This is a genomic window from Streptomyces sp. NPDC085900, assembly GCF_044540925.1.
Taxonomy (GTDB): domain Bacteria; phylum Actinomycetota; class Actinomycetes; order Streptomycetales; family Streptomycetaceae; genus Streptomyces; species Streptomyces gilvifuscus.
Genome location: NZ_JBITSP010000011.1, coordinates 15,291 through 41,472 on the forward strand (window position 1 = coordinate 15,291; position 26,182 = coordinate 41,472).

At 71.6% G+C, this 26,182-nt stretch carries 24 protein-coding genes and 1 tRNA gene; 12 read left to right on the forward strand and 13 right to left on the reverse strand.

Annotated elements, in window-relative coordinates; genetic code table 11:
• Positions 1–106 precede the first annotated feature (106 nt).
• From ACIGDI_RS31890 to ACIGDI_RS31910, 5 genes are all read right to left on the reverse strand, one after another.
• On the reverse strand, positions 107–1,594 hold the full coding sequence (locus ACIGDI_RS31890; RefSeq protein WP_399903891.1) for a peptidoglycan D,D-transpeptidase FtsI family protein: 1,488 nt from the start codon (positions 1,592–1,594) through the stop codon (positions 107–109).
• The gene (locus ACIGDI_RS31895; RefSeq protein ID WP_399903894.1) at positions 1,591–3,033 is read right to left on the reverse strand and encodes an FtsW/RodA/SpoVE family cell cycle protein; all 1,443 of its coding nucleotides are present in this window, start codon (positions 3,031–3,033) and stop codon (positions 1,591–1,593) included. The genes ACIGDI_RS31890 and ACIGDI_RS31895 overlap by 4 nt, the downstream gene beginning before the upstream one ends.
• 27 nt (positions 3,034–3,060) lie before the next feature.
• Positions 3,061–4,650: a Stp1/IreP family PP2C-type Ser/Thr phosphatase gene (locus ACIGDI_RS31900; protein WP_399904543.1), complete on the reverse strand. Its 1,590-nt coding sequence runs from the start codon at positions 4,648–4,650 to the stop codon at positions 3,061–3,063.
• Positions 4,651–4,740: 90 nt separating this feature from the next.
• The gene (locus ACIGDI_RS31905; protein WP_200701885.1) at positions 4,741–5,262 is read right to left on the reverse strand and encodes an FHA domain-containing protein; all 522 of its coding nucleotides are present in this window, start codon (positions 5,260–5,262) and stop codon (positions 4,741–4,743) included.
• Positions 5,263–5,272: 10 nt separating this feature from the next.
• A complete protein-coding gene (locus ACIGDI_RS31910; protein ID WP_142153669.1) occupies positions 5,273–6,127 on the reverse strand; it encodes a DUF3662 and FHA domain-containing protein in 855 nt (284 codons plus the stop codon).
• 501 nt (positions 6,128–6,628) lie between these two features.
• Here ACIGDI_RS31910 and ACIGDI_RS31915 point away from each other — a divergent pair.
• From ACIGDI_RS31915 to ACIGDI_RS31930, 4 genes are all read left to right on the forward strand, one after another.
• Positions 6,629–6,715 (forward strand) — tRNA-Leu (locus tag ACIGDI_RS31915).
• Positions 6,716–6,960: 245 nt separating this feature from the next.
• Entirely contained in the window at positions 6,961–8,373 is a 1,413-nt protein-coding gene (locus ACIGDI_RS31920) for a DUF2252 domain-containing protein (RefSeq protein WP_399903897.1), read from the forward strand.
• 55 nt (positions 8,374–8,428) lie between these two features.
• Positions 8,429–9,274, forward strand: coding sequence for a J domain-containing protein (locus ACIGDI_RS31925; protein ID WP_200701888.1), 846 nt, complete (start codon positions 8,429–8,431; stop codon positions 9,272–9,274).
• A gap of 83 nt (positions 9,275–9,357) precedes the next feature.
• Entirely contained in the window at positions 9,358–9,687 is a 330-nt protein-coding gene (locus tag ACIGDI_RS31930) for a rhodanese-like domain-containing protein (RefSeq protein ID WP_399904546.1), read from the forward strand.
• A 16-nt stretch (positions 9,688–9,703) separates the two neighbouring features.
• On the opposite strand, the gene ACIGDI_RS31935 is transcribed toward ACIGDI_RS31930, so the two are convergent.
• The 6 genes from ACIGDI_RS31935 to paaA form a co-directional block, all read right to left on the reverse strand.
• Positions 9,704–10,837, reverse strand: a complete 1,134-nt coding sequence (locus tag ACIGDI_RS31935) for an acyl-CoA dehydrogenase family protein (RefSeq protein ID WP_399903900.1) — start codon at positions 10,835–10,837, stop codon at positions 9,704–9,706.
• An 84-nt stretch (positions 10,838–10,921) separates the two neighbouring features.
• A complete protein-coding gene (locus tag ACIGDI_RS31940) occupies positions 10,922–11,986 on the reverse strand; it encodes a 2Fe-2S iron-sulfur cluster-binding protein (protein WP_399903902.1) in 1,065 nt (354 codons plus the stop codon).
• A complete protein-coding gene (gene paaD, locus ACIGDI_RS31945) occupies positions 11,987–12,559 on the reverse strand; it encodes a 1,2-phenylacetyl-CoA epoxidase subunit PaaD (RefSeq protein ID WP_399903905.1) in 573 nt (190 codons plus the stop codon).
• A complete protein-coding gene (gene paaC / locus ACIGDI_RS31950; protein ID WP_399903908.1) occupies positions 12,553–13,284 on the reverse strand; it encodes a 1,2-phenylacetyl-CoA epoxidase subunit PaaC in 732 nt (243 codons plus the stop codon). Before paaC ends, paaD begins: the two co-directional genes overlap by 7 nt.
• On the reverse strand, positions 13,281–13,568 hold the full coding sequence (gene paaB / locus ACIGDI_RS31955) for a 1,2-phenylacetyl-CoA epoxidase subunit PaaB (protein ID WP_200701893.1): 288 nt from the start codon (positions 13,566–13,568) through the stop codon (positions 13,281–13,283). The genes paaC and paaB overlap by 4 nt, the downstream gene beginning before the upstream one ends.
• Positions 13,565–14,560, reverse strand: coding sequence for a 1,2-phenylacetyl-CoA epoxidase subunit PaaA (paaA, locus tag ACIGDI_RS31960; protein WP_390628533.1), 996 nt, complete (start codon positions 14,558–14,560; stop codon positions 13,565–13,567). Before paaA ends, paaB begins: the two co-directional genes overlap by 4 nt.
• Before the next feature lie 633 nt (positions 14,561–15,193).
• Here paaA and ACIGDI_RS31965 point away from each other — a divergent pair.
• Genes ACIGDI_RS31965 through ACIGDI_RS31975 form a run of 3 tightly spaced genes read left to right on the forward strand, consistent with a single transcriptional unit; the run spans position 15,194 to position 17,974 of the window.
• A complete protein-coding gene (locus ACIGDI_RS31965; RefSeq protein ID WP_399903911.1) occupies positions 15,194–15,934 on the forward strand; it encodes a DUF5819 family protein in 741 nt (246 codons plus the stop codon).
• Positions 15,931–17,145, forward strand: coding sequence for an HTTM domain-containing protein (locus ACIGDI_RS31970; RefSeq protein ID WP_399903914.1), 1,215 nt, complete (start codon positions 15,931–15,933; stop codon positions 17,143–17,145). Before ACIGDI_RS31965 ends, ACIGDI_RS31970 begins: the two co-directional genes overlap by 4 nt.
• A 31-nt stretch (positions 17,146–17,176) precedes the next feature.
• Entirely contained in the window at positions 17,177–17,974 is a 798-nt protein-coding gene (locus tag ACIGDI_RS31975) for a TrmH family RNA methyltransferase (RefSeq protein WP_399903917.1), read from the forward strand.
• Here the strand turns inward: ACIGDI_RS31975 and paaN are convergent.
• Complete coding sequence (paaN, locus tag ACIGDI_RS31980; RefSeq protein WP_399903920.1) at positions 17,971–19,662, reverse strand: phenylacetic acid degradation protein PaaN; 1,692 nt, start codon at positions 19,660–19,662, stop codon at positions 17,971–17,973. The two genes, ACIGDI_RS31975 and paaN, sit on opposite strands and share 4 nt — an antisense overlap.
• 160 nt (positions 19,663–19,822) lie before the next feature.
• Here paaN and ACIGDI_RS31985 point away from each other — a divergent pair, with 160 nt between their 5' ends.
• The gene (locus tag ACIGDI_RS31985) at positions 19,823–21,340 is read left to right on the forward strand and encodes a 3-hydroxyacyl-CoA dehydrogenase (RefSeq protein ID WP_399903923.1); all 1,518 of its coding nucleotides are present in this window, start codon (positions 19,823–19,825) and stop codon (positions 21,338–21,340) included.
• The gene (locus ACIGDI_RS31990) at positions 21,337–21,924 is read left to right on the forward strand and encodes a TetR/AcrR family transcriptional regulator (protein ID WP_200701900.1); all 588 of its coding nucleotides are present in this window, start codon (positions 21,337–21,339) and stop codon (positions 21,922–21,924) included. The genes ACIGDI_RS31985 and ACIGDI_RS31990 overlap by 4 nt, the downstream gene beginning before the upstream one ends.
• 2 nt (positions 21,925–21,926) lie before the next feature.
• Here the strand turns inward: ACIGDI_RS31990 and ACIGDI_RS31995 are convergent, their stop codons facing one another.
• Entirely contained in the window at positions 21,927–22,427 is a 501-nt protein-coding gene (locus tag ACIGDI_RS31995) for an Lrp/AsnC family transcriptional regulator (RefSeq protein WP_374192148.1), read from the reverse strand.
• Between the two features lie 175 nt (positions 22,428–22,602).
• Between ACIGDI_RS31995 and pdhA the strand changes: the two genes are divergently transcribed.
• Genes pdhA through ACIGDI_RS32010 form a run of 3 tightly spaced genes read left to right on the forward strand, consistent with a single transcriptional unit; the run spans position 22,603 to position 26,104 of the window.
• Positions 22,603–23,736, forward strand: a complete 1,134-nt coding sequence (gene pdhA / locus ACIGDI_RS32000) for a pyruvate dehydrogenase (acetyl-transferring) E1 component subunit alpha (protein ID WP_399903927.1) — start codon at positions 22,603–22,605, stop codon at positions 23,734–23,736.
• Positions 23,736–24,740 (forward strand): alpha-ketoacid dehydrogenase subunit beta, encoded by a 1,005-nt coding sequence (locus ACIGDI_RS32005; RefSeq protein ID WP_200701902.1) that lies wholly within the window; start codon positions 23,736–23,738, stop codon positions 24,738–24,740. Before pdhA ends, ACIGDI_RS32005 begins: the two co-directional genes overlap by 1 nt.
• A complete protein-coding gene (locus tag ACIGDI_RS32010; protein WP_399903930.1) occupies positions 24,740–26,104 on the forward strand; it encodes a dihydrolipoamide acetyltransferase family protein in 1,365 nt (454 codons plus the stop codon). Before ACIGDI_RS32005 ends, ACIGDI_RS32010 begins: the two co-directional genes overlap by 1 nt.
• Positions 26,105–26,182 lie beyond the last annotated feature (78 nt).

Sequence of the window (26,182 nt, forward strand, 5' to 3'; positions counted from 1 at the left end):
CCGGGCCTACCGTACCCGGCTAGCTTTGTGTGACCTGGCCAAGTGCGTCACCCGATACAGGACCGGTATCGCAACGTGCACCGATGTGAAGGCGACGTGAGCGGGGTCACTTCTTGGAGCCGATGACCGCCTCCATCACACTCTTCGCGATCGGGGCGGCCAGGCCGCCGCCGGAGATGTCGTCACGGTTGGCCTTGTCGTCCTCGATGACCACGGCCACGGCGACGGGCTTCGAGCCGTCGGCGAGCTTGGCGTAGGAGATGAACCAGGCGTACGGGTTCTCGCTGTTCTCCACACCGTGCTGGGCGGTACCGGTCTTGCCGCCCACGGTGACGCCGTTGATCTGCGCATTGGTGCCGGTGCCCTGCTTGACGACCGTCTCCATCATCGACTGCAAGGTCTGCGCGTTCTGCGCCGACAGGGGCTGGCTCATCTCCTGCGGCTCGGTCTGCGAGATCGTGTCGAGATTGGAGGACTGCAGCTTGTCGACCATGTATGGCTTCATCAGCTTGCCGTCGTTGGCGACCGCGGAGGCGACCATCGCCATCTGCAGCGGGGTCGCAGCCGTGTTGAACTGGCCGATCGAGGACAGCGCCGTCTGCGAGGAGTTCATGTTGTCGGAGAAGACCGAGGCGCTGGAGCGGACCGGCGTGAACTGCTCGGAGTCGAAGCCGAACTTCTTCGCCTCCGCGAGCATCTTCTCGTTGCCGAGGTCGGCGCCGATCTTGCCGAAGACGGTGTTGCAGGAGTAGCGCAGCGCGACCCGCAGCGTCGCGTCCTTGCAGGGGATGTTCCCCTCGTTCTTCAGCTCGGTCGTGGTGCCCTTCATGATGTAGGGCAGCGGCGAGTCGGTCTTCTCGTCGGCGGAGTTGTACAGCCCGTTCTCCAGCGCGGCCGCGGCCGTGACCACCTTGAAGGTGGAGCCCGGCGGGTAGGTCTCGCGCAGCGCCCGGTTGAGCATCGGGTCGGAGGGGTTGTTCTTCTTCTGCAGCGCCGTCCAGGCCTTGGAGTCCGTCGACGTCGAGTTGCCCGCGAAGGTCGAGGGGTCGTACGACGGGTACGAGGCCAGCGCCAGGATCTTGCCGGTGGCCGGGTCGAGCGCGGCGACCGCGCCCTTGCCGCCCTGGGACTTCAGACCGTCGTACGCGGCCTTCTGCGCGGCGGCGTTGAGGGTGGTGACGACGTTGCCGCCCTGCCGCTGCTTGCCCGTGATCATGTTGAAGGTGTTGCGGAAGAACAGCCGGTCGTCGGTGCCGGAGAGGATGCCGTCCTCGATGGACTCCAGCTGGTTGGCGCCGAAGGCCTGGGAGGCGTACCCGGTGACCGGCGCCCACATGGCGCCGTTCTTGTAGGTGCGCTTGTACTTCAGGTCGTTCAGGCCGCTCTTGCTGGACTCGGTGGAGCCGGTGATCGGGTCTCCGTCGACGATGATGTCGCCGCGCGGGGTGGAGTAGCGGGCGATGGTGACGCGGCGGTTCTTCGGGTCGTCCTTGAGGCTGTCGGCCTTGACGTACTGGAGCCAGTTGTCGCGGACGAGCAGGGCGAGGACCAGAAGACCGCAGAAGATCGCGATCCGGCGCAGGGGCTTGTTCATGACGGGCGGACCACCTGGGTCATCTCGGCGTCGGGGTTGATGGCGGGGGTGGGCGCCGGGCGGCGTGCGGTGTCGCTGATTCTGATCAGGATGCCGATGAGGGCCCAGTTGGCGAGCACCGAGGAGCCGCCGTAGGCCAGGAACGGCATGGTCATACCGGTCAGCGGGATGAGGCCCATGACACCGCCGGCCACGACGAAGACCTGGAGGGCGAAGGCGCCGGACAGGCCCACGGCGAGGAGCTTGCCGAAGGGGTCGCGGGCGGCGAGGGCGGTGCGCACGCCGCGTTCCACGATCAGGCCGTAGATGAGCAGGATCGCCATGATGCCCGCCAGGCCGAGCTCCTCGCCGAAGGTGGCGAGGATGAAGTCGGAGTTGGCGGCGAACCGGATGAGGTCGGAGTGGCCCTGGCCGAGGCCGGAGCCCAGGGTGCCGCCGGAGCCGAAGGCCCACAGTGCCTGCATCGACTGCTCGGAGTGGCCGGCCACACCGGCCTGGCTGAGCTTGTACTCCTTCATCGGGTCGAGCCAGGCCTGGACACGCTGCTGGACGTGCGGTTCGAAGCTGGCCACGCCGACGGCGCCGGCCGCGGACATCAGCAGACCGAAGACGATCCAGCTGGTCCTCTCGGTGGCGACGTACAGCATGACGACGAACATGCCGAAGAACAGCAGCGAGGTACCGAGGTCGGTCTCGAAGACCAGGATGAGGATCGACAGCGCCCAGACGACGAGGATCGGGCCGAGGTCGCGGCCGCGCGGCAGGTACAGGCCCATGAAGCGGCGGCTGGCGAGGGCGAGGGCGTCGCGCTTGACCATCAGGTAGCCCGCGAAGAAGATCGCCAGGGCGATCTTCGCGAACTCACCGGGCTGCAGGGAGCCCAGGCCCGGGACGCGGATCCAGATCTTGGCGCCGTAGATGTTGGCGCCCAGGCCCGGCACCAGCGGCAGGATGAGCAGCACCAGCGCGCCGAACATCGAGATGTACGTGTAGCGCTGCAGGACGCGGTGGTCCTTGAGGAAGATCAGCACGACGACGAACAGGCCGATGCCCAGCGCGGTGTACAGCAGCTGGCGGGGCGCGGCCGTGAAGTAGTTCGGCAGCGACTGCAGCAGCTTGGACTGGTCGAGCCGCCAGATGACCACGAGGCCGAGACCGTTGAGGAGCGTGGCCAGCGGCAGCAGCAGCGGGTCCGCGTACGGCGCGAACTTCCGTACGGCGAGATGGGCGATGGCCGCGAGCAGTCCGAGCCCGAGGCCGTAGCTCAGCAGGCCGGCCGGCACCTTGTCGTCAATGGCGAGGCCCACGTTGGCGTAGGCGAACACGGGGATGACGACGGCGAACACCAGCATCGCCAGCTCGGTGTTCCGTCTGCTCGGTGCGCCGATCGCGCCGATCGTGGACGTGTGGTGCGTCGGTGTGTTGGTAGTACTGCTCATCGTGTGACAGGGCCTCTCACGGCTTGCCTACTGCTTACCGCACATCGAGACGACCTTCTGCTCTTCCTCCGAGAGGCTGGGGCCGGGGCTGGGAGTGGCGGTGGTCGCGGACGGGTTCGGGCTCGGGGACTTCGACTTCGACGATGCCGTCGACGACGGCGTCGGTGACGACGTGGCCTTGGACGTGAGGGAGGTGCTGCTGGTTCCCGTGGTGCCGCCCGCCTGGCCTTCTCCGGTCTTGGAGTTCTTCTTGCTCTCCGCCGCCTCCTGCTCGGCCTGCTTCTTGCACGCGGAGGCCTGTACGGCGAGCTCGTCGACCTTCTTCCGGGCGTCCGTCAGGCCGCCCTCGGCGATCGTGTTCTTGACCTGCTTCTGCTGGTAAGGCGGCAGGTACTTGAGTTCGATCTCGGGGTGGTCCTTCTCCACCTTCGACAGGGAGACCCAGGCCAGGTCCTGGCTGATGCCCCGGTACAGCGCGACGTGCTCGCCGTTGGTGCCGACGTAGTACTGGGTCTGCGTCCAGCGGTAGCCGCCGTACAGACCGCCGCCGATGACGGCGAGCGCGAGCACGCTGTAGAAGGATCTCTTCAGCCACCTGCGGCCCTTGCGGGGCTTGACGAAGTCGTCGTCGGTGTAGTCGCCGAAGCTGCCCGCCGGGATGTAGCCGGTGGTGTCGCCGGAGCCGGGCGGGCCGAACTCGCCGCCTCCGCCGCCCTGTCCGGGCACCTGGCGGCCGAGGCCGGAGGCGCGGCCCGCGGGCGTCTGCATGATCCCGGGGTCGTGGTGGAGGTGGTTCTGGTTCTCGGCGACCGCGCCGACCACGACCGGGGTGTCGGAGAGCTGCCCGGCGAGGGTGTCGCCGGTGTCCAGGTCGAGGACGTCGGCGACGATGACCGTGATGTTGTCGGGACCGCCGCCGCGCAGCGCGAGCTGGATGAGCTCCTGGACGGTCTCCTGGGGGCCCTGGTAGCTGGCCAGGGTGTCCTCGAGGGTCTGGTGCGAGACGACGCCGGAGAGGCCGTCGGAGCAGATCAGGTAGCGGTCGCCGGCCCGGACCTCACGGATCGACAGGTCCGGCTCCACGTGCTCGCCGCTGCCCAACGCCCGCATCAGCAGCGAGCGTTGGGGGTGGGTGGTGGCCTCTTCCTCGGTGATGCGGCCCTCGTCGACCAGCCGCTGCACCCAGGTGTGGTCCTGCGTGATCTGGGTGAGGACGCCGTCGCGCAGCAGGTACGCGCGCGAGTCGCCGACGTGCACGAGGCCGAGGCGCTGGCCGGTCCACAGCAGGGCGGTGAGCGTGGTGCCCATGCCCTCCAGCTGCGGGTCCTCCTCGACCATCGAGCGCAGCTGGTCGTTGGCGCGCTGCACCGCCAAGCCGAGGGAGGTGAGGATGTCGGAGCCGGGCACGTCGTCGTCGAGGGCGACGATGGTGGAGATGGCCTCGGAGGAGGCGACCTCGCCGGCGGCGGCACCGCCCATGCCGTCGGCGATCGCGAGCAGGCGCGGGCCGGCGTATCCGGAGTCCTCGTTGCCCTCCCGGATCATGCCTTTGTGCGATCCGGCGGCGAAGCGCAGTGACAGACTCATGCGCACCTCGCCCGTCGGCTCCGGGTACATCCGCACGGTGCCCACCCTCCGGTCGGGAGCGCGCCGGGGCCCGTCGTGGGGGCCGCCGCTGCGTGCTCGCTCCGCTCGCTCATTGTCGTACTACTTCCGCAGCTCGATGACTGTCTTGCCGATGCGGATCGGCGCGCCCAGCGGAATCGGCGTGGGGGTCGTCAGCCGGCTCCGGTCGAGGTACGTGCCGTTGGTGGAGCCCAGGTCCTCGACGATCCAGTTGCCGTCGCGGTCCGGGTAGATCCTGGCATGGCGGCTGGAGGCGTAGTCGTCGTCCAGCACGATCGTGCTGTCGTGTGCCCGGCCCAGGGTGATGGTCTGGCCCTGCAGCGCGACGGTGGTGCCGGTGAGGGTGCCCTCGCTCACGACGAGCTTGGTGGGGGCGTTGCGGCGCTGACGGCCGCCACCGCCCTGCTGCTGGCGCTGCGGCGGCGGTGCCGCCTGCTGCTGCCGTGCGGCTTGCTGGGGCCGGTTGGCCTCCCGTCGCGAGCCGCGCTGGGTGACGCGCGTACCGAACAGGTCGCTGCGGATGACCTGCACGGCCACGATCACGAACAGCCACAGTACGGCCAGGAAACCCAGCCGCATGACCGTGAGGGTCAGCTCTGACATTGCCCCCGCTTCACCCTTCGGCTTGCCGGTAAATGATGGTGGTGCTGCCCACGACGATCCGCGAGCCGTCGCGGAGCGTAGCGCGGGTGGTGTGCTGCCCGTCCACCACGATGCCGTTGGTGGACCCGAGATCCTGGATCGTCGAGGGCGTTCCGGTCCGGATCTCACAGTGCCGACGCGAGACGCCGGGGTCGTCGATCCGCACGTCGGCTTCGGTGCTGCGACCCAGCACCAGCGTCGGGCGGGAGATCTGATGGCGGGCGCCGTTGATCTCGATCCAGTAGCGGGTGCGCCCGCCGGCCGCCGGGGCGGCCGGGGGACGCTGCAGGTAGGGCGCGCTGCCGCCGCGGCCGCCGGGCGGCGGTGCGGCCGGCATGGGCGGGGCCCCCGCCGGGGCGGCGGCGGGCGGATAGCCGTAACCGCCGGGACGGCCCGCGGCCGGAGCCGCGGGGGCCGCCGGGGCCGGGGCTCCGGGGGCCTGCTGGTTGGTGGAGGAGGCGAGCGTACGGCTGCGCACCCGGTACAGGCCGGTGTCGAGGTCGTCTGCCTTCTCCAGGTGGACCTTGATGGGGCCCATGAAGGTGTAGCGCTGCTGCTTGGCGTAGTCGCGCACCATGCCGGCGAGCTCGTCGCCGAGCTGGCCGGAGTAGGGGCTGAGCCGCTCGAAGTCCGGCGTGCTCAGCTCCACGATGAAGTCGTTGGGGACGACCGTCCGGTCGCGGTTCCAGATCGTCGCGTTGTTGTCGCACTCGCGCTGCAGCGCGCCGGCGATCTCCACGGGCTGGACCTCGGACTTGAACACCTTGGCGAAGGTGCCGTTGACCAGACCTTCGAGACGCTGCTCGAACTTCTTCAGGACTCCCATGGGGCACCTCCTCCGTAGTCTCTGTCGTCCTTCGTCCCGCCTTGCGGGTACTGCACTTCCTGGTACTGCTTACTGATCGTATCCACGCGCCGGGTAATCGGCTGGTTCCCCCTGTCGGCCCCGTCGACGGGTGTCGACGCCTGTCGAAGTTCCCTCCGGAGGTTCCCTCCGAAGCTCCCCTTCGAACTCGTCCCTCGAACTCCTTCTGCCCAGGATCGTAGAGGCGGCCGCAGACAAGTGTCCCGCACCTGACTGTGGACCCTGCCCGGCTCCTGTGGAGACGGGCCGTACCGGTACGAGGTTGATACGAGAACCGGCACTCCTTGATACGGAGCGGAGCGCTCCGATGATCGGCCGGGGCGGGGCCGGATCGGGAGAGCTCCCTGGTCGGCGGCTGCCCCGGGGTAAGGGATGTGAACCCACCCCCGCCAGCGTGCTAATGTTCTGCGTGTCGGAAGGCGCCGGCCCCACAGAGGGAAGGAGCCCGAGGACACACCCAATGCGCGGGTGGCGGAATAGGCAGACGCGCTGGATTCAGGTTCCAGTGCCCGCAAGGGCGTGGGGGTTCAACTCCCCCCTCGCGCACCAGCCGGAAGCCCCCAGGTCTCGGACCTGGGGGCTTCCGCGTTGTCCGGCGCGGTGTGAGCCGTATTACCTGGTGAGGACAATCACACGCATGTGACACGGGTCCGGTCCGGGGTCGGCGGCCGGAGTTTTCCACAGGGTGAGAGTTGTCCACAGGGGTCTGACGCGTTCCGGCCACCGGCTGTACGGTCTCCACGAGTTGATGTTCGTGGGCGCGCGTGCGCGGATGTACGGGGGAGGCGGTCGGTGTGACTGAGGGTGTTGCGGGGGCGGGCGTGCGCCGGTTGCCCCGGGTGCGCGGCTTCGCCGAGTGGCCCGTGGAGGGTTCGCCCAAGCAGGAGGGCAAGGCGCTGCGCGACCTGGTCCCGCGCGGCACGCATGCCGCGCTCGACCTGGACGACGCCCGGCCCGACGCCGTCGCGGCGATCGAGGAGTCCCATCGCGGCCGGATCCCCGAGCTCACGCCGATCCGGGCGGGCCGGATGGCCGCGACGCCCTTCGCCTTCCTGCGCGGCTCGGCGGGCCTGATGGCCTACGACCTGGCGCGTACACCCATGACGAGGATCCGCGCGCAGATCTGCGGAGACGCGCATGCCGCGAACTTCGGTCTGTACGGGGACGCGCGGGGCGGTCTGGTCATCGATCTGAACGACTTCGACGAGACGGTCAGCGGCCCCTGGGAGTGGGACCTCAAGCGGCTCGCCGCCTCCCTGGTGCTCGCGGGCCGGGAGGCCGGCGCGGACGAGGATTGCTGCCGCAAGGCCGCGTACGACGCGACCGGCGCCTACCGCCGCACCATGCGGCTCCTGGCCAAGCTGCCCGTGCTGGACGCGTGGAACGCGATCGCGGACGAGGAGCTCGTCTCCCACACCGACGCCCATGACCTGCTCGGCACCCTGGAGCGGGTCTCGGAGAAGGCGCGGGCGAACACCAGCGGGCGGTTCGCGGCGAAGGCGACGGAGGAGACCGCCGAGGGCGGGCGCCGTTTCGTGGACGCGGCGCCGGTGCTGCGGCGGGTGGACGACGAGGAGGCGGCCGCGGTCGCCACGGCCCTCGAACAGTACGTGGGGACTGTCTCCGAGGACCGGCTGCCGTTGTTGGCCCGGCACGCGGTGCACGACGTGGCCTTCCGGATCGTCGGCACGGGCAGCGTGGGCACGCGCTCCTACGTCGTCCTGCTCCTGGACCACCGGGGCGAGCCGCTGGTGCTGCAGGTGAAGGAGGCGCGGCCGTCGGCCCTCGTCCCGCACCTGGTGACCGCGGGCTTCGAGGTGCCGGCCGTCGAGCACGAGGGCCGCCGGGTGGTGCTCGGCCAGAAGCGGATGCAGGTGGTCAGCGACATCCTGCTGGGCTGGACGTCGGTGGACGGCCGGCCCTTCCAGGTACGGCAGTTCCGCAACCGCAAGGGCAGCGTCGACCCCGCGGCCCTGGCCGCCGACCAGATCGACGACTACGGCCGCATGACCGGCGCCCTGCTGGCCCGCGCCCACTCCCACAGCGCCGACCCGCGGCTGATCGCCGGTTACTGCGGCAAGAACGACGAACTGGACGAGGCGATGGCCGACTTCGCGGTCGCGTACGCCGACCGGACCGAGGCGGACCACGCGGATCTGGTGGCGGCGGTGCGGGCGGGGCGGGTCGCGGCGGAGATGGGCGTGTGAGGGCGGACGGGCCGCGCCGGGTCGGCCCGGAGCGGCCGTGGCCTAGGCTGGTCGGGTGACGAGCCCGGAAGCTGAGCAGGGTGGGGTCGCCGGCGAACCGCGGGCGACGCCCCAGGAGGGTGCGCCGCGCCCCGAGGAGCGCCTGGAGCGGGCCGTGCGCGCCGCCGAGCAGGCGCTGATCGAGTACGAGATCGCGGTGGAGACCTTCCGGATCGAGGTCGAGAACTTCTCCCGGCTGCACCACCAGAAGCTCGGCCCGATGTACGCCCGCCTGGACGAGCTGGACGCCCAGATCGCCGAGGCCAGGGCCGAGCGGACCGGCGACCCGGAGGACCGGCGCCGGGCGGACGAGGCCCGGGCGCGGGTCATGCCCATGCCGGGGGTCGAGGAGCTGTTCCACGGCTGGATGGACGGGGAGGGACTGTTCCCGGAGGCGGCCGCGATGCTCACCGACCAGCCGGTGCGGCCCCCGCAGCGGGTCCGCCCGAGCGACGAGGCCCGCAAGCTCTACCGCGAACTGGCCCGCAAGGCCCACCCCGACCTGGCCCCGGACGACTCCGAGCGGCAGCGGCGCGAGGAGTTCATCACCCGGGTCAACGCCGCCTACGCCCGCGGTGACGAGACGCTGCTGCGGGAGCTGGCCGAGGAGTGGGCCAAGGGTCCGGCGCCGGCCGAGCGCGGCCCGAGCCGCAGCGAGGAGCTCTACGCCCGCCTCGAATGGCTGGCCCAGCGCAAGGAGCTGCTCTCGCTGGTCGCCAAGGACCTGGAGGAGGGCGCGATCGGCTCGATGCTCCGGCTGGCCCCCGACGACCCCGACCGCCTCCTCGAGGAGATCGCCGAGCAGCTGCTGGCGGACGTGGCCCAGCGGGAGCGGGAACTGGCGGAACTGCTCGGCGGCTAGCCGGGCCGGTCCCCGCCGGTCGGCCGGGCGCTGTCGTGGCCGGTGGCGTCGGGTAGCGTCGGAGCATGAGTTTCGGAGCTGGTGTGCCCACCGTCGAGGTCGGGGACCTGAAGGACGGCGACTTCCTGCTGGACGTCCGCGAGGACGACGAGTGGAAGGCGGGTCACGCCGAAGGGGCGCTGCACATCCCCATCAGTGAGTTCGTGGCCCGTTACGGCGAGCTGACCGAGGCCGCGCCGCAGGACGGGCGCGTCAACGTGATCTGCCGCTCCGGCGGCCGCTCGGCCCAGGTCACCATGTACCTGGTCCAGCAGGGCATCGACGCGGTGAACGTCGACGGCGGCATGCAGGTGTGGGCGGCCGCCGGCCGGCCCGTCGTGACCGACGAGGGCCGGCCCGGGTTGGTGCTGTAGGCGGCGCCGCGGGCTCTCAGCCCAGCGGGTGTGCCGCCAGCAGGTCGCCGAGGGCCTCCTCGTGCGCCGCCGCCGGGCCGAGCGACAGCTCCAGGTGCTTGGCCCAGGCGTGGTACCGGTGCAGCGGGTACTCTACGTCCGCCCCGAAGCCGCCGTGCAGATGCTGCGCCGTCTGCACGACCCGGCGCACCCCTTCCGACGCCCAGATCTTGGCGACGGCCACGTCCCCCGAGGCGGGCAGCGCGCCGGGCGCACCGGAGGCGATCCGCCAGGCCGCCTGCCAGAGCGTGGCCTCCATGGCCCGCAGGTCGATGTAGCGGTCGGCGGCCTGCACGGCCACCGCCTGGAACGTGGCGATCGGGTGCCCGAACTGCTCCCGCTTGCCCGCGTATGCGCTGGTCATCGCGAGGACCTGCTCGCCCAGCCCGAGCGCGAGGGCGCAGGTCCCGGTGGTCAGCAGGTCGCGCAGCCACTCCCAGGCGCCGTCGGCGTCGATGACGTCGCGGGCCGCGACGCGCACGGAGTCCAGGCGCAGTTCGCCGAGTCGCTCGCCGGACGTGGAGACCTGCTCGGCGAGCACGACGCCCTCGTGGACGCGCGGCACGACGGCGAGCAGCGTCCGGTCCGCGGTGGTGCGGGCGGGCAGCAGCACGAAGTCGGCGTTGTGCGCCCACGGCACCGCGGTCTGCACGCCGTCGAGAAGCCAGCGGTCACCGTCCTGCCGTGCGCTGACGGCGAGTTCGGCCGGGTCGTGCCCGGTGCGGCCGTGCGCGGCGACGGTCAGCACCAGTTCCCCGCGGGCCGCCCCCGGCAGCAGCGCCGCCCTCGCCTCCTCACTGCCGTAGGCCTGTACGGCAGCGGCGGCGGCGCTGCTCTCCAGCAGCGGCACCCGGGCCAGTTTCCTCGCCGACTCCCGCAGCACCAGGCACAGCGCGATCGCGTCCAGGCCCGCCCCGCCGTACCGCGTGTCGAGGAGCAGGCTCAGCAGGTCCGCCTCGGCGAGCTTCGCCCACAGCGCGCGGTCGAAGTCGTCGGCGACGGCGCCCGCGACGAGCGAGGGAGAGGGCACCGTGTCCGGCGCGACCCCGGCGAACACCCCGCGCGCCGCCTCGGCCGCCGCCTGCTGCTCCTCGGTGAAGGTGAAGTCCACGGTCCTGTCCCTCCGGAGGGTCCGCTGATCTGACGGACCGTCAAGATAGAACAGGTTCTAGGAGAAGGGAACGGCGCGTCGCCCTCAACGGTCGAAGTCCAGCTCCACCTTCTCCGTCACCGGATGCGACTGGCACGCCAGCACGTATCCCGCCTCCGTCTCCTCCTTCTCCAGCGCGAAGTTGCGGTCCATGCGCACCTCGCCGGAGACCAGGAACGCCCGGCACGTCCCGCACACCCCGCCCTTGCAGGCGTAGGGCGCGTCGGAGCGGTTGCGCAGGACCGCGTCCAGCAGGGACTCGCCGTCCCGCACGGGCCAGGTACCGCCGCGGCCGTCGAGGCGCGCGGTGACCGAGCTGTGGGCCGGGGCGGACACGGGGGCGGCGGCCGGGGCGGCGGTGTCCACGTGGAAGATCTCCTCGTGGATGCGGGCGCGCGGGACGCCGAGCGCGCGCAGCGTCCGCTCCGCCTCCTGCACCAGCCCGAACGGCCCGCACAGGAACCACCCCGCCACCTGCCCCACCGGCAGCAGGGCCGGGAGCAGTCCGGTCAGCCGCTCCTGGTCGAGCCGCCCGGACGGCAGCCCCGCCTGCTGTTCCTCCCGGGACAGCACCGTCACCAGCTGCAACCGGCCGGGGTAGCGGTCCTTCAGGTCGGCTACCTCCTCCAGGAACATCGTCGAGGCGGCGGTACGGTCGCTGCGGATCAGACAGAACTGGGCCCGGGGTTCGCGCGCGAGCAGCGTCGAGACGATCGACAGCACCGGGGTGATGCCACTGCCGCCGACTACTGCCGCGTACAGGCCGGGCGCCGGATCGAGGGTGAAGCGGCCGGCCGGTGTCATCACCTCCAGCTCGTCGCCGAGGTCGATCTCCTTGAGCGCGTACGTCGAGAAGGCCCCGCCGTCGACCAGCCGCACCCCGACCCGCAGGGTGGCCGGGCCCTCGTCGCCGGGGGCCGGTGCCGGGGAGCAGATCGAGTAGGTGCGCCGGATCTCCGTGCCGTCGACGTTTCGGCGCAGCGCGAGGTGCTGGCCCGGGGCGTGCCGGTACTCCTCGCGCAGTTCCGGCGGTACGGCGAGGGTGAGGGCCACGGAGTCGTCGGTGAGCCGTTCGACCGCCGCCACGGGGAGCGAGTGGAAGCGGGCCATCTACAGCTCCTTGAAGTGGTCGAAGGGTTCACGGCAGGCGAGGCAGCGGCGCAGCGCCTTGCAGGCCGTGGAGGAGAAGCGGCTGAGCAGCTCGGTGTCGGGAGAGCCGCAGTGGGGGCAGTGGACGGGGTCGGCGTCGGGGGACCGGTGCGGGGCCGAGCCGGCCTGCGGGCCGTCGTCGGCCGTCCGTGTCGGGCCCAGTGACAGCGGTACCGGTCCGGTCTCCGTCCGGGTGCGCGGCGGCGCGATCCCGAACTCCCGCAGTTTGCGCCGTCCTTCGTCGGTGATGTCGTCGGTCGACCAGGCGGGCACGAGCACCGTGCGGACCTCGACCTCGCGCATGCCGTGCGCGTGCAGCGCTCGCTCTATGTCCAGGGACATGGTCTCCAGCGCCGGGCAGCCGGTGTACGTCGGCGTCAGCTCGACCTCGACCGAGTCCGCGCCGCGCAGGTGCACCGCGCGGACCACGCCGAGCTCCCGCAGGGTGAGCACGGGCAGTTCGGGGTCGGGAACCGATCCGGCGATGCCCAGGAGCTCCGCCTCCAGCGCCGTCGTCCCGGTGGCCGTCACCATGACGCCCCCGGGTGGCTGCGGTGCAGGTGCTGCATCTCGGCGAGCATCCGGCCGAAGGGTTCGGTGTGCACGCCCTGCCGGCCCGCGCCGGCCGTCCAGGCGCCGGACCGGGGTCCCTCGGGGACCGTGAGGGTCGCCCGGCGCAGCACGCCCTCGACGGCGTCCAGCCAGGCCGCCTCCAGCGCGGTCGGGTCGACGTCCAGTCCGTCCACCGGCTGGAACATCTCGCCGGTGAACCGCCACAGGGCCGCCGTCGCCCGCAGCATCCGCTCGCGGCTGTCCTCGGTGCCGTCGCCGAGCCGCAGGGTCCACTGCTCGGCGTGGTCGCGGTGATAGGCGACCTCCTTGACGGCCTTGGCGGCGAGACCGGCGAACTGGCCGTCGCCGGCTGCCAGTTCGGCGTACAGCAGGTGCTGGTAGGTGGAGAAGTACAGCTGGCGGGCGATGGTGTGGGCGAAGTCGCCGTTGGGCTGCTCGACCAACTGGAGGTTGCGGAAGGACCGTTCCTCGCGCAGATACGCCAGCTCGTCCTCGTCGCCGACCATGGACAGCAGCACGCGGGCCTGGCCGAGCAGGTCCAGCGCGATGTTCGCGAGGGCGACCTCCTCCTCCAGGACGGGGGCGTGGCCCGCCCACTCCCCCAGACGGTGGGAGAGCACCAGGGCGTCGTCGCCGAGGGCGATGGCGGCGGTCGTGGGGACGGGCGTCGTCCGTGATGCCGTCACAGGTGCTTCACCCCTTCCGGGATCTCGTAGAACGTCGGGTGCCGGTACGGCTTGTCGGCGGCCGGCTCGAAGAACGGGTCCTTCTCGTCCGGCGAGGACGCGGTGATCACCGCGGACGGGACGACCCAGATCGAGACGCCTTCGCCGCGCCGGGTGTACAGGTCGCGGGCGTTGCGCAGGGCGAACTCGGCGTCCGGCGCGTGCAGGCTGCCGGCGTGGGTGTGGGAGAGGCCCCGGCGCGAGCGCACGAAGACCTCCCACAGAGGCCAGTCGGTGTTCGTCATGCCTGCATCGCTCCCGTGGTGTCGTTGTGCTTGGCCGCGTAGGCGGCGGCCGCCTCCCGCACCCACGCGCCCTCTTCGTGGGCCCGCCGGCGCTGGGTGAGCCGCTGTTCGTTGCACGGCCCGTTGCCCTTGAGGACTTCCTTGAACTCCGTCCAGTCGATCGGGCCGAAGTCGTAGTGCTGCCGCTCCTCGTTCCACTTCAGGTCGGGGTCGGGGAGGGTGAGACCCAGCGACTCGGCCTGGGGGACGCAGATGTCGACGAAGCGCTGGCGCAGCTCGTCGTTCGAGTGCCGCTTGATCTTCCACGTCATCGACTGCGCGGAGTGCGCCGACTCGTCGTCGGGCGGGCCGAACATCATCAGGGACGGCCACCACCAGCGGTCGACGGCGTCCTGCGCCATGGCGTGCTGCTCCGGGGTGCCGCGGCTGAGGGCGAGCAGCAGCTCGTAGCCCTGGCGCTGGTGGAAGGACTCCTCCTTGCAGATGCGGACCATCGCGCGCGCGTACGGGCCGTAGGAGCAGCGGCACAGCGGCACCTGGTTGGTGATCGCGGCGCCGTCCACCAGCCAGCCGATCGCGCCCACGTCCGCCCAGGTCAGGGTCGGGTAGTTGAAGATCGAGGAGTACTTCTGGCGGCCGGCGTGGAGCTTGTCGAGCAGCTCTTCGCGGCTGGTGCCGAGCGTTTCGGCCGCGCTGTACAGATACAGGCCGTGCCCCGCCTCGTCCTGGACCTTGGCCATCAGGATCGCCTTGCGGCGCAGTGAGGGGGCGCGAGTGATCCAGTTGGCCTCCGGCTGCATGCCGATGATCTCGGAGTGGGCGTGCTGCGCCATCTGCCGCACCAGCGTCGCGCGGTAGGCGTCCGGCATCCAGTCCCGGGGTTCGATGCGCTCGTCGGCGGCCACCGCGGCGTCGAAGGCGCGCTCGTACGCGGTGGTGTCGGCACCCGCCTCCTCGGCGCCGTACGTCTGGTGCGCGGCTGCTGTCGCCATGTGGCCCCCTCGACCTGGGCTCTGCCCGGAATTCTCTACCGACCGATCGTTCGGTCCGTGCGATTCCATGGTGGGTCGGGCGCCGTAAGGTGTCAACCGCTGTGGATAACCTGCGGCCGTGCCCTGTGGACCACGCCCTGTGGACCATGGGGATGGGGCGGGTGGGGGCTGTGCGTCGCATGCGGGTCTGAGTACCGTTCCGTGCGACTGCGGTGGAGCGGCACGTACGGGCGACTCGGCGCCCACGGCCGTACAGCCGGAAGACGGACACGGAACGGGAAACGGGGCGGAATGGACGCGTACGACACTGGCTCGCACGCCCGGCACGGGCTGGACGGGCCCGGCGGGGCGCCCGAGCCGGCCGGTGGGGCGGAGTCGGGCGGGGGCTCGGGGTCGGGCGGTGGCTTGGATTTTGGCGGGGGAATGAGGTCCGCCGGTGCGAGTGAGTCCGGCGGTGCGAGGGAGTCCGGCGGTGCCAGTGAGTCCGCCGGTTCAACTGAGACCACCGGTGTTCCGGAAACCACCGGCGGCGCGGAGTCAGCCGGCCCCACCGAGGCTGCCGGCGCCCCTGATCCCGCGCGAGCCCACCGGATCGCCGAGGTGCCCGGTCCGCGGCCGGAGGCGGAGGGGTCCGTGCCCGACGACGGCGCCGATGACGGCCCGACGGCGGGCGGGGCCGGTTCCGGGCCGCTGACCGTCGTCGTCACCGACACGTTCCCCGAACCCCGCGGCGGTGTCGCCGCCCTGTCGTTGCGCTATCGGATAGCCGCGGCCCTGGCGGTCGCCGTCGTCTCCGTCGTGGTCTTCGTCCACATCGGCATGGTGTTCCTGCACGTCGCGCCGTCGAACACGCTCACCAAGGCGCACGGCAAGGCGATCGACGACTGGATCTACCCGGAGTTCGAGCAGAACTGGAAGCTGTTCGCGCCCAACCCGCTGCAGCAGAACATCGCGGTCCAGGTCCGTGCCGAGGTGAAGACGGCGGACGGCGGTGTGCGCACCACCGGCTGGTACGACCTGTCCGCCGAGGACGGCCGCGCCATCGACGCCAACCCGGTGCCGAGCCACACCCAGCAGAACGAACTGCGCCGCGCCTGGGACTTCTTCGTCGCCACGCACGACGCCTCCAACCGCGCGACGGGCACCCGCGGCTCCCTCGCCGAGACGTACATGCGGCGCATCGTGGTGCTGCGGCTGGACCGTGACGAAGCGGCCGGAAAGGGCGGCACGATCACGCAGGTCCAGGTCCGTTCGAGCACCACGAACGTGCCCCCGCCGCCCTGGAGCACGGAGAGGGTCTCGAACCAGCCGATGTACCGCATGCTGCCCTGGTGGCCCGTGACGGCCGCCGACACCGCCGGGGGTGCCGAGTGAACCGTTTCGCCCTGTCGGTCTCCGCCGGCATCGCCCGCATCACCGAGTCGGCGCTCGGCCCGTACCAGTCCGCCGTGATCCGCATCGGCTTCAGCGCGACCTGGCTGCTGTTCCTGCTGCGCGAGTTCCCGCACCGCCAGGAGATGTACGGACCCGACGCCCCGTGGAGCTGGGGCCTGGCCCACCAGCTCGTCACCTCCAACGGCGCCTTCACGGCCCTGATGTGGTCCGACACCCAGATCTGGTTCGAGCTGATCTACGTGATCGCCGTCCTGGCGAGCGCGCTGCTGCTGCTCGGCTGGCGCACCCGCGCCATGTCCGTGCTGTTCATGGTCGGGGTCGTCTCGCTGCAGAACCGCAGCGTCTTCATGGGGGACGGCGGCGACAACGTCCTGCACCTGATGTCCGTCTACCTGGTCTTCACGCGGTGCGGCCAGGTGTGGTCGCTGGACGCGCGGCGCAGGCGGCTGGCCGACGAGGCACGCGCGCGTGGAGAGCGCGTGGTGGACCGGACCGGTCCCGCCCTGTGGGCGGTGCTCGGCTTCGCGCTGGTCGCGGTGACGGCCGGGGGCCGCTTCGACGGGATCGACCCGACGGTGCCCGTCATCCTGTGGCTGACGTGGGTGGCTCAGGCCGTGTGGTGGGTGGTGGCACGCCGGGCGAAGAGCCGGGAGCCGCGCATCCTGCTGGACGTCGTCGCCAACCTCGCGCACAACGGCGCCCTGCTGGTGATCATGGCCGAGGCCTGCATGATCTACTCCACGGCCGGCTGGTACAAGATCCAGGGCACGCGCTGGCAGGACGGCACCGCCGTCTACTACCCGCTACACCTGGACTACTTCTCGCCCTGGCCCGCCCTCGGCGACCTGATGTCGTCCAGCGGAACCATGCTGATGCTCGTGACCTACGGAACGGTCATCGTGCAGGTCGCCTTCCCGTTCACGCTGCTCAACCGGAGGCTCAAGAACGTCCTGCTGGCGGTGATGATGACCGAGCACGCGGTGATCGCCGTGGTCCTCGGGCTGCCGTTCTTCTCGCTGGCGATGATCGCGACGGACGCCGTCTTCCTGCCGACGCCGTTCCTGCTTCTGCTGGGCGGAGCGGCGGCACGCGCGCGTGACCGCCTCCGCACGCGGGCCGGCCGGACGCCGCTGCCCGAGCCACGGGCCGCGGAGAGCGCCGAACCCACGCACGCCGGCTCCACGGCGTGAGCGCCCTCCGCGCGCACGTAGGCTGCACGTCATGACCGACCCCGCCCCGGAACCGCTGAGCACCTGGCGCCGGCTCGCGGAGGGCGCCGTCCTGCTGGACGGCTTCCACGCCCTCAAGCACGCCGTGCGCTTCGGTGCCGAGGTCCCGGTGGCGGTCACCGCCGACCGGCGGGCGACGCTGGCCCTCGCCGACGAGCTGGCCTCCGACGTACGAGAGACGCTGGCCGCGCTCCTGACGGAGGTGCCGGAGCCGACGTACCGGAGTCTGGTCCCGCGCCCGCACCCCACCGCCGTGGCCGCCCTGGCGGTACGGCCCTCCCGGGAGGCGAATCTCCGGAAGCTGGCGCACGCCCCGCGCGCCACGCCCGTCGTGGTCCTCGACAACCCGCGCAACCTCGGCAACGCGGGCGCGGTGATCCGCCTGGCCGCAGGCTTCGGCGCGACGGGGGTGGTCACCACCGGCACGCTCGACCCCTGGCACCCCACGGTCGTGCGCGGCGGCGCGGGCCTGCACTTCGCGACCGCGGTGGAGCGGGTGTCCGTCGAGGAGCTGCCGCCGGGACCGCTGTTCGCCCTGGACCCCGAAGGCGACGACGTCCGGGGCATCAAGCTCCCGGACGACGCCGTCCTCGCCTTCGGCTCCGAGCGCAGCGGCCTGTCCGCCGGACTGCGCGCGCGTGCCGACCACCTGGTGGCCCTGCCGATGCGCCCGCAGGTCTCCAGCTACAACCTGGCGACGAGCGTGGCCATGACGCTGTACCACTGGAGCCTGACGGGATTTCAGGCCCCGGCGTCGGATCCCCGCCGGCCCGGAGGCGACAGACCCTAGGCCTCCCTGCGGACCTCGACCACCCGGAAGCGGTTCGCCACGAAGGCTCCGTCGCACAGCGCGGCGTTCGCCGCCGGGTTGCCGCCCGAGCCGTGGAAGTCGGAGAACGCGGCCGTCTGGTTGACGTACACCCCGCCCGTCAGGTTCAGCGACAGCTGGGCCGCCTCCTCCAGGCAGACCTCCTGGACGGCCTGCTCGACCTCCTCGTCGGTCGTGTACGCGCCGACCGTCATCGCGCCCTTCTCGCGCACGGTGCGCCGCAGCAGCTCCACGCCGTCCGCGGTGGAGTCCACGGCGACCGCGAAGGAGACCGGCCCGAAGCACTCGCTCATGTAGGCGGCCTCGTCGTCCGGCTTGGCGCCGTCCAGCTTGACGATCACGGGAGAGCGCACGACCGCGCCGGGGAACTCAAGGTTGGTGATCTCCCGCGAGGCGAGGGCGACTTCGCCGAGTCCGGCCGCCGCCTCCAGACGGGACTTCACGTCCGGGTTCACGATCGCGCCGAGCAGCGCGTTCGCGCGCGCGTCGTCGCCGAGCAGGCCGTCGACCGCGCGGGCGAGGTCGGCGACCACCTCGTCGAAGGTCTTGGGGCCCTCGTCGGTGCGGATGCCGTCGCGGGGGATCAGCAGGTTCTGCGGGGTGGTGCACATCTGGCCGCTGTAGAGGGACAGCGAGAAGGCGAGGTTGGCGAGCATGCCCTTGTAGTTCGCCGCCGAGTCCACCAGCACGGTGTTGACGCCGGCCTTCTCCGTGTAGACCTGCGCCTGACGGGCGTTGGCCTCCAGCCAGTCGCCGAACGCCGTCGAACCCGTGTAGTCGATGATCCGGATCTCCGGGCGGGTGGCCAGGGTCTTCGCGATGCCCTCGCCGGGCCGCTCGGCCGCCAGCGCCACCAGGTTCGGGTCGAAGCCCGCCTCGGCGAGCACCTGGCGCGCCACCTGGACGGTCAGCGCGAGCGGCAGCACCGCGCGCGGGTGGGGCTTGACCAGGACGGCGTTGCCGGTGGCCAGGGAGGCGAACAGGCCCGGATAGCCGTTCCACGTCGGGAAGGTGTTGCAGCCGATCAGCAGGGCGATCCCGCGCGGGACGGGCGTGAACTGCTTGGTGAGCGCCAGCGGGTCCCGCTTGCCCTGCGGTTTGGTCCACTCCGCGGTGTCGGGCGTGCGGACCTGCTCCACGTACGCGTACGCCACCGCCTCCAGACCGCGGTCCTGCGCGTGCGGGCCGCCCGCCTGGAACGCCATCATGAACGCCTGCCCGGAGGTGTGCATGACCGCGTGCGCGAACTCGTGGGTGCGGTCGCTGATCCGCTTGAGGATCTCCAGGCACACCACCGCGCGCACCTCCGCGCCCGCGTCCCGCCACGCCTTCTGGCCCGCCTTCATGGCCGGCAGCAGCACGTCCACGTCCGCGTGCGGGTACTCCACGCCCAGCTCGATGCCGTACGGCGAGACCTCGCCGCCCACCCAGTCGTCCGTGCCGGGCTGGCCGAGGTCGAGGCGGGTGCCGAGCAGCGCGTCGAAGGCGGCCTTGCCCGCGGCCATGTCCAGGCTGCCGTTCTCACCGTAGGCCTTGGGGTGCTCGGGGTGCGGGGACCAGTACGCGCGTGTGCGGATCGCCTCCAGCGCCTGATCGAGGGTGGGCCGGTGCTTGGCGATCAGCTCGTGCGCGGTCAGTTCGGCGGCCATGCGGGACCAACTCCTCGTCTTGTGAACTCTCCGTCGAGCTCATGACCTGGGCAGAAATATGGGCAGGAACAGCCGGTCAGAGTTAGAGTAACCGAACGATCGGTCGGGACAAGGGGGTCCGCCGCATCTGTGGAAATCCCCGTGCGGGAGGATCGCGCACATGACAGCACTGGACCTCAGCAGCCCCGTGGCCGTCGTCGGCACCGGCACCATGGGCCAGGGCATCGCCCAGGTCGCGCTGGTCGCCGGCCATCGCGTACGGCTGTACGACGCCCTGCCCGGGCGGGCCGGGGACGCCGCCGACGCCATCGGCGCCCGCCTCGACCGGCTCGTCGAGAAGGACCGGCTCACCGGTGCCGAGCGCGACGCGGCACGGGAGCGTCTGCTGCCCGCCGCGGACCTCACCGAGCTCGCCGACTGCTCCCTGGTCGTCGAGGCGGTCCTGGAGCGGCTGGACGCCAAGCAGGAGCTGTTCCGGGCGCTGGAGGACATCGTCGACGAGGACTGCCTCCTCGCGACCAACACCTCGTCCCTGTCGGTCACCGCGATCGGCGGCGCCCTGCGCCACCCCGGCCGCTTCGTCGGCCTGCACTTCTTCAACCCCGCGCCGCTGCTGCCGCTGGTCGAGGTCGTCTCCGGGTTCGCCACCGACGTCACCTCGGCCACGCGCGCGTACGAGATGGCGCGCGCCTGGGGCAAGACGCCGGTGGCCTGCGCCGACACCCCCGGCTTCATCGTCAACCGCATCGCACGGCCGTTCTACGCCGAGGCCTTCGCGGTCTACGAGGCCCAGGGCGCCGACCCCGCCACCATCGACGCGATCCTGCGCGAGTCGGGCGGCTTCCGGATGGGGGCCTTCGAACTGACCGACCTCATCGGCCAGGACGTCAACGAGTCGGTCACGCACTCGGTGTGGCAGAGCTTCTTCCAGGACGTGCGCTTCACGCCCTCGCTGGCCCAGCGCCGCCTGGTCGAGTCGGGCCGGCTGGGCCGCAAGAGCGGGCACGGCTGGTACGACTACGCCGACGGCGCCGAGCGCGCCGAACCGCACACCGCGGAGAAGGCGCAGGCGCCCGCGTACGTCGTCGTCGAGGGCGACCTGGGCCCCGCCTCCGAACTGCTCGCGCTGATCCGTGAGGCGGGCATCCAGGTCCGCGAGGAGGACGAGGACCACGGCACCCGGCTGGTGCTGCCGAGCGGCGGCCAGCTCGCGCTCGCCGACGGCCAGACCTCGGTCGAGTTCCGGGACGTCGTCTACTTCGACCTCGCCCTGGACTACCGCCGCGCCACCCGTATCGCCCTGTCCGCCTCCCAGGACACCGCCCAGCAGACCCTGGCCGAGGCCACCGGCCTCTTCCAGGCGCTCGGCAAGGACGTCAGCGTCATCGGGGACGTGCCGGGGATGATCGTGGCGCGCACGGTCGCCCGCATCGTCGACCTCGCGCACGACGCGGTCGCCAAGGGAGTGGCCACGGAGGAGGACATCGACACGGCGATGCGGCTGGGCGTCAACTACCCCCTGGGCCCCTTCGAATGGAGCCGCAGGCTGGGCCGCAACTGGGCCTACGCCCTCCTCGACGACCTCCACCTGCGCGATCCCTCCGGCCGCTACGCGCCCTCCCTCGCGCTGTACCGCCACGCGTACGCCTCCGACAAGCGGGAGGGCAGCCAGTCATGACGACGGCCAAGCGCGACACGTACACCCCGGAGACGCTGCTGTCCGTCGCCGTACAGGTCTTCAACGAGCGCGGCTACGACGGCACCTCCATGGAGCACCTGTCCAGGGCGGCCGGCATCTCCAAGTCGTCGATCTACCACCACGTGGCCGGCAAGGAGGAGCTGCTGCGCCGCGCCGTCAGCCGCGCGCTGGACGGTCTCTTCGGCATCCTCGACGAGGAGCACGCGCGCGTGGGGCGGGCCTCCGGTCGGCTGGAGTACGTCGTACGGCGCATGGTCGAGGTGCTGATCGGCGAGCTCCCGTACGTCACCCTGCTGCTGCGGGTGCGCGGCAACACCGACACCGAGCGGTGGGCCCTGGAGCGCCGCCGCGACTTCGACCACCGGGTCGCCGAACTGCTGAAGGCCGCGGCCGCCGACGGGGACGTGCGCGGCGACGTGGAGGTGCGGCTCGCCACCCGGCTGGTCTTCGGGATGATCAACTCCATCGTGGAGTGGTACCGCCCGGACGGGCGGGGGATGAACGAGCGCGAAGTGGCCGACGCGGTCGTGCAGTTGGTGTTCTCGGGGCTGCGCCGCCCCTGAGGTCAGCCCTGCGGCTCCAGGTCCTCCTCCTCGAACACCAGCAGCGTGCGGGTGCTCAGCACCTCCGGCATGGCCTGCAGACGGGTGAGGACCAGCTCGCGCAGGGCCCTGTTGTCCGACGTGTGCACCAGCAGCAGCACGTCGAAGTCGCCGCCCACCAGGGCGATGTGCGAGGCACCGGGCAGCTGCCTGAGCTGCTCGCGCACCGTGCGCCAGGAGTTCTGGACGATCTTCAGGGTGATGTACGCCGACGTGCCCTGACCTGCGCGCTCATGGTTGACGCGGGCGCCGAAACCGCGGATGACGCCGTCCTCGATGAGACGGTTGATGCGGGCGTAGGCGTTGGCGCGCGAGACATGGACGCGTTCGGCGACCGACCGTATCGACGCCCGGCCGTCGGCCTGGAGCATCTGCAGGATGTCCAGATCGATCGCATCGAGGGGACGCGGCGGCGGCAGGGGGACCGTGCTCTCCGGTCCCTCGGCCATTTGTTCAGGTGCCATGTCCCCCCGCCTCCCTACCATGGACGTACTGCGTTCATTTGAGGCTGTGCAGAACCGATTGTCCACAGCCTGAAGGGGCCTGTAGCCAAAATGTGCCGACGACCGAACAATCGGTAGGTGAGGCGGGTCACAGCCGACACGCCTCCCGTAGCCACCCCCATGAGGAGGTGCCGTCATGACGGTCATGGAGCAGCGGGGCGCGTATCGGCCATCGCCGCCGCCCGCCTGGCAGCCCCGCACAGACCCCGCGCCGCTGCTGCCCGACGCGGAGCCCTACCGCGTCCTCGGCACCGAGCGGGCGGCGAAGGCCGACCCGGTGCTGCTGCGCCGCCTGTACGCCGAGCTGGTGCGCGGCCGCCGTTACAACGCGCAGGCCACCGCGCTGACCAAGCAGGGCCGGCTGGCCGTCTACCCCTCCACCACCGGCCAGGAGGCCAGCGAGGTCGCCGCCGCGCTCGCCCTGGAGGAGCGCGACTGGCTCTTCCCCAGCTACCGCGACACCCTCGCCGCCGTGGCCCGCGGCCTGGACCCCGTCCAGGCGCTCACCCTCCTGCGCGGCGACTGGCACACCGGCTACGACCCGCGTGAGCACCGCGTGGCGCCCCTGTCGACGCCGCTCGCCACCCAGCTCCCGCACGCCGTGGGCCTCGCGCACGCCGCCCGCCTCAAGGGCGACGACGTCGTCGCGCTCGCCATGGTCGGCGACGGCGGCACCAGCGAGGGCGACTTCCACGAAGCGCTGAACTTCGCCGCCGTCTGGCAGGCCCCGGTCGTCTTCCTGGTCCAGAACAACGGCTTCGCGATCTCCGTCCCGCTCGCCAAGCAGACCGCGGCCCCGTCGCTGGCCCACAAGGCCGTCGGTTACGGCATGCCCGGCCGCCTGGTCGACGGCAACGACGCGGCCGCCGTGCACGAGGTCCTCACCGACGCCGTACGGCGCGCGCGTGAGGGCGGCGGACCCACGCTGGTCGAGGCGATCACCTATCGCATCGACGCCCACACCAACGCCGACGACGCCACCCGCTACCGGGGCGACTCCGAGGTCGAGGCCTGGCGCGCGCACGACCCGATCACCCTTCTGGAGCACGAGCTGACCGAGCGCGGCCTCATCGACGAGGACGGCATACGGCAGGCGCGCGACGCCGCCGAGACCATGGCCGCCGACCTGCGCGAACGCATGAACCAGGACCCGGTGCTCGACCCCATGGACCTCTTCGCCCACGTCTACGCCGAGCCCACCCCGCAACTGCGCGAACAGCAGGCCATGCTGGCGGCCGAGCTCGCGGCGGAACAGGAAGGCGGCCACTGATGACCACCGTCGCCCTCAAGCCGGCCACCATGGCGCAGGCCCTCACGCGCGCGCTGCGCGACGCCATGGCAGCCGACCCGTCCGTGCACGTCATGGGCGAGGACGTCGGCACCCTCGGCGGCGTCTTCCGCGTCACCGACGGGCTCGCGAAGGAGTTCGGCGAGGACCGCTGCACCGACACCCCGCTCGCCGAGGCCGGCATCCTCGGCACGGCGGTCGGCATGGCGATGTACGGCCTGCGCCCCGTGGTGGAGATGCAGTTCGACGCGTTCGCCTACCCGGCGTTCGAGCAGCTCATCAGCCACGTCTCCCGCATGCGTAACCGCACCCGCGGCGCAATGCCCCTGCCGATCACCATCCGCGTCCCCTACGGCGGCGGCATCGGCGGCGTCGAGCACCACAGCGACTCCTCCGAGGCGTACTACATGGCGACTCCGGGGCTCCATGTCGTCACGCCCGCCACCGTCGCCGACGCCTACGGCCTGCTGCGCGCCGCGATCGCCTCCGACGACCCGGTCGTCTTCCTCGAACCCAAGCGGCTGTACTGGTCGAAGGACACCTGGAACCCCGAGGAGCCGGCGGCCGTCGAGCCGATAGGCCGCGCGGTGGTGCGGCGCCCGGGCCGCAGCGCCACGCTCATCACCTACGGACCGTCGGTGCCCGTCTGCCTCGAAGCCGCCGAGGCGGCGCAAGCCGAGGGCTGGGACCTCGAAGTCGTCGACCTGCGTTCGCTGGTGCCGTTCGACGACGAGACGGTCGCCGCCTCGGTACGGCGCACCGGGCGCGCGGTCGTCGTGCACGAGTCGGGCGGGTTCGGCGGCCCGGGCGGGGAGATCGCGGCCCGCGTCACGGAGCGCTGCTTCCACCACCTGGAGGCGCCCGTGCTGCGCGTGGCCGGGTTCGACATCCCGTACCCGCCGCCGATGCTGGAGCGTCACCACCTGCCCGGCGTGGACCGGATCCTGGACGCCGTCGGGCGTCTGCAGTGGGAGGCCGAGAGCTGATGGCACAGGTGCTGGAGTTCAAGCTCCCCGACCTCGGGGAGGGCCTCACCGAGGCGGAGATCGTGCGCTGGCTGGTGCAGGTCGGCGACGTCGTCGCCGTCGACCAGCCGGTCGTCGAGGTCGAGACGGCCAAGGCGATGGTCGAGGTGCCCTGCCCCTACGGCGGCGTGGTCACCGCCCGCTTCGGCGAGGAGGGCACGGAACTGCCCGTCGGTGCCCCGCTGCTGACGGTTGCGGTGGGCCCGCAGTCCTCCGCCGGCGATTCCGAGGGCTCCGGGAACGTGCTGGTGGGATACGGCACCGGTGCGCCTCCGGCGCGCAGGCGGCGGGTGCGGCCGACGGTGCCGGGCCGGCCGGCCGGGGGACCCGCCGACGACGGTGCCGACGGCAGGGTCGCGCCCGCCGTGGAGCGGGGGCCGCAGCGGCACAACGGGACGGTGGCGACGGCCGTCGTCGCGGACCCGGTCAGGCCCGAGGGTCCCGTACCTGTCATCTCGCCCCTCGTCCGCCGCCTCGCCCGCGAGAACGGCCTGGACCTGCGGGAGTTGACCGGCTCCGGCCCCGACGGACTGATCCTGCGCGCCGACGTCGAGTACGCGCTGCGCGCCGCCGCACAACGCCCCGTGGCACCTGCGCCGGCGCCTGCCGCTCCGGTGACCGCACCGGCCGTCTCCGGAGGAACCCGTATCCCCCTCAAGGGCATCCGCGGTGCCGTCGCCGACAAGCTCTCCCGCAGCCGGCACGAGATCCCGGACGCGACCTGCTGGGTGGACGCCGACGCGACCGAGCTCATGCGGGCGCGCGCCGCGATGAACGCGGCGGGCGGGGCCAAGATCTCCCTGATCGCCCTCCTGGCCAGGATCTGCACCGCCGCGCTCGCCCGCTTCCCGGAGCTCAACTCCACGGTGGACATGGCGGCCAGGGAGGTCGTCCAGCTCGACGAGGTGCACCTCGGCTTCGCAGCGCAGACCGAACGCGGCCTGGTCGTACCGGTCGTACGGGACGCCCACGCGCGCGACGCCGAGGCGCTGACCGCTGAGTTCGCCCGGCTGACCGAGGCGGCCCGCACGGGCGGCCTCACGCCCGGGGAACTCACCGGCGGAACCTTCACGTTGAACAACTACGGCGTGTTCGGCGTCGACGGCTCCACGCCGATCATCAACCACCCCGAGGCCGCCATGCTCGGCGTCGGCCGCATCGTCCCCAAGCCGTGGGTGCACGAGGGCGAGCTGGCGGTGCGCCAGGTCGTCCAGCTCTCGCTCACCTTCGATCACCGGGTGTGCGACGGCGGCACGGCGGGCGGCTTCCTGAGGTACGTCGCGGACTGCGTGGAACAGCCCGCGGTGCTGCTGCGCACGCTGTGACGCGGCGGAGGACGCCCCTGCGCACCCTGTGACGCAGGGACCACCCGCACGTTCCCTGTGATCGCGACGGCACGCATA

Coding starts and splice junctions, on each gene's coding strand:
- ACIGDI_RS32005 (WP_200701902.1), top strand. CDS start 23,736: ATGACCACCGTCGCCCTCAAGCCGGCCACCATGGCGCAGGCCCTCACG.
- pdhA (WP_399903927.1), top strand. CDS start 22,603: ATGACGGTCATGGAGCAGCGGGGCGCGTATCGGCCATCGCCGCCGCCC.
- ACIGDI_RS31895 (WP_399903894.1), bottom strand. CDS start 3,033: ATGAGCAGTACTACCAACACACCGACGCACCACACGTCCACGATCGGC.
- paaA (WP_390628533.1), bottom strand. CDS start 14,560: ATGGCGACAGCAGCCGCGCACCAGACGTACGGCGCCGAGGAGGCGGGT.
- ACIGDI_RS31905 (WP_200701885.1), bottom strand. CDS start 5,262: ATGTCAGAGCTGACCCTCACGGTCATGCGGCTGGGTTTCCTGGCCGTA.
- paaD (WP_399903905.1), bottom strand. CDS start 12,559: ATGGTGACGGCCACCGGGACGACGGCGCTGGAGGCGGAGCTCCTGGGC.
- paaN (WP_399903920.1), bottom strand. CDS start 19,662: ATGGCCGCCGAACTGACCGCGCACGAGCTGATCGCCAAGCACCGGCCC.
- ACIGDI_RS31940 (WP_399903902.1), bottom strand. CDS start 11,986: ATGGCCCGCTTCCACTCGCTCCCCGTGGCGGCGGTCGAACGGCTCACC.
- ACIGDI_RS31985 (WP_399903923.1), top strand. CDS start 19,823: ATGACAGCACTGGACCTCAGCAGCCCCGTGGCCGTCGTCGGCACCGGC.
- ACIGDI_RS31900 (WP_399904543.1), bottom strand. CDS start 4,650: ATGTACCCGGAGCCGACGGGCGAGGTGCGCATGAGTCTGTCACTGCGC.
- ACIGDI_RS31995 (WP_374192148.1), bottom strand. CDS start 22,427: ATGGCACCTGAACAAATGGCCGAGGGACCGGAGAGCACGGTCCCCCTG.
- paaB (WP_200701893.1), bottom strand. CDS start 13,568: ATGACGAACACCGACTGGCCTCTGTGGGAGGTCTTCGTGCGCTCGCGC.
- ACIGDI_RS31910 (WP_142153669.1), bottom strand. CDS start 6,127: ATGGGAGTCCTGAAGAAGTTCGAGCAGCGTCTCGAAGGTCTGGTCAAC.
- ACIGDI_RS31990 (WP_200701900.1), top strand. CDS start 21,337: ATGACGACGGCCAAGCGCGACACGTACACCCCGGAGACGCTGCTGTCC.
- ACIGDI_RS31890 (WP_399903891.1), bottom strand. CDS start 1,594: ATGAACAAGCCCCTGCGCCGGATCGCGATCTTCTGCGGTCTTCTGGTC.
- ACIGDI_RS32010 (WP_399903930.1), top strand. CDS start 24,740: ATGGCACAGGTGCTGGAGTTCAAGCTCCCCGACCTCGGGGAGGGCCTC.
- ACIGDI_RS31975 (WP_399903917.1), top strand. CDS start 17,177: ATGACCGACCCCGCCCCGGAACCGCTGAGCACCTGGCGCCGGCTCGCG.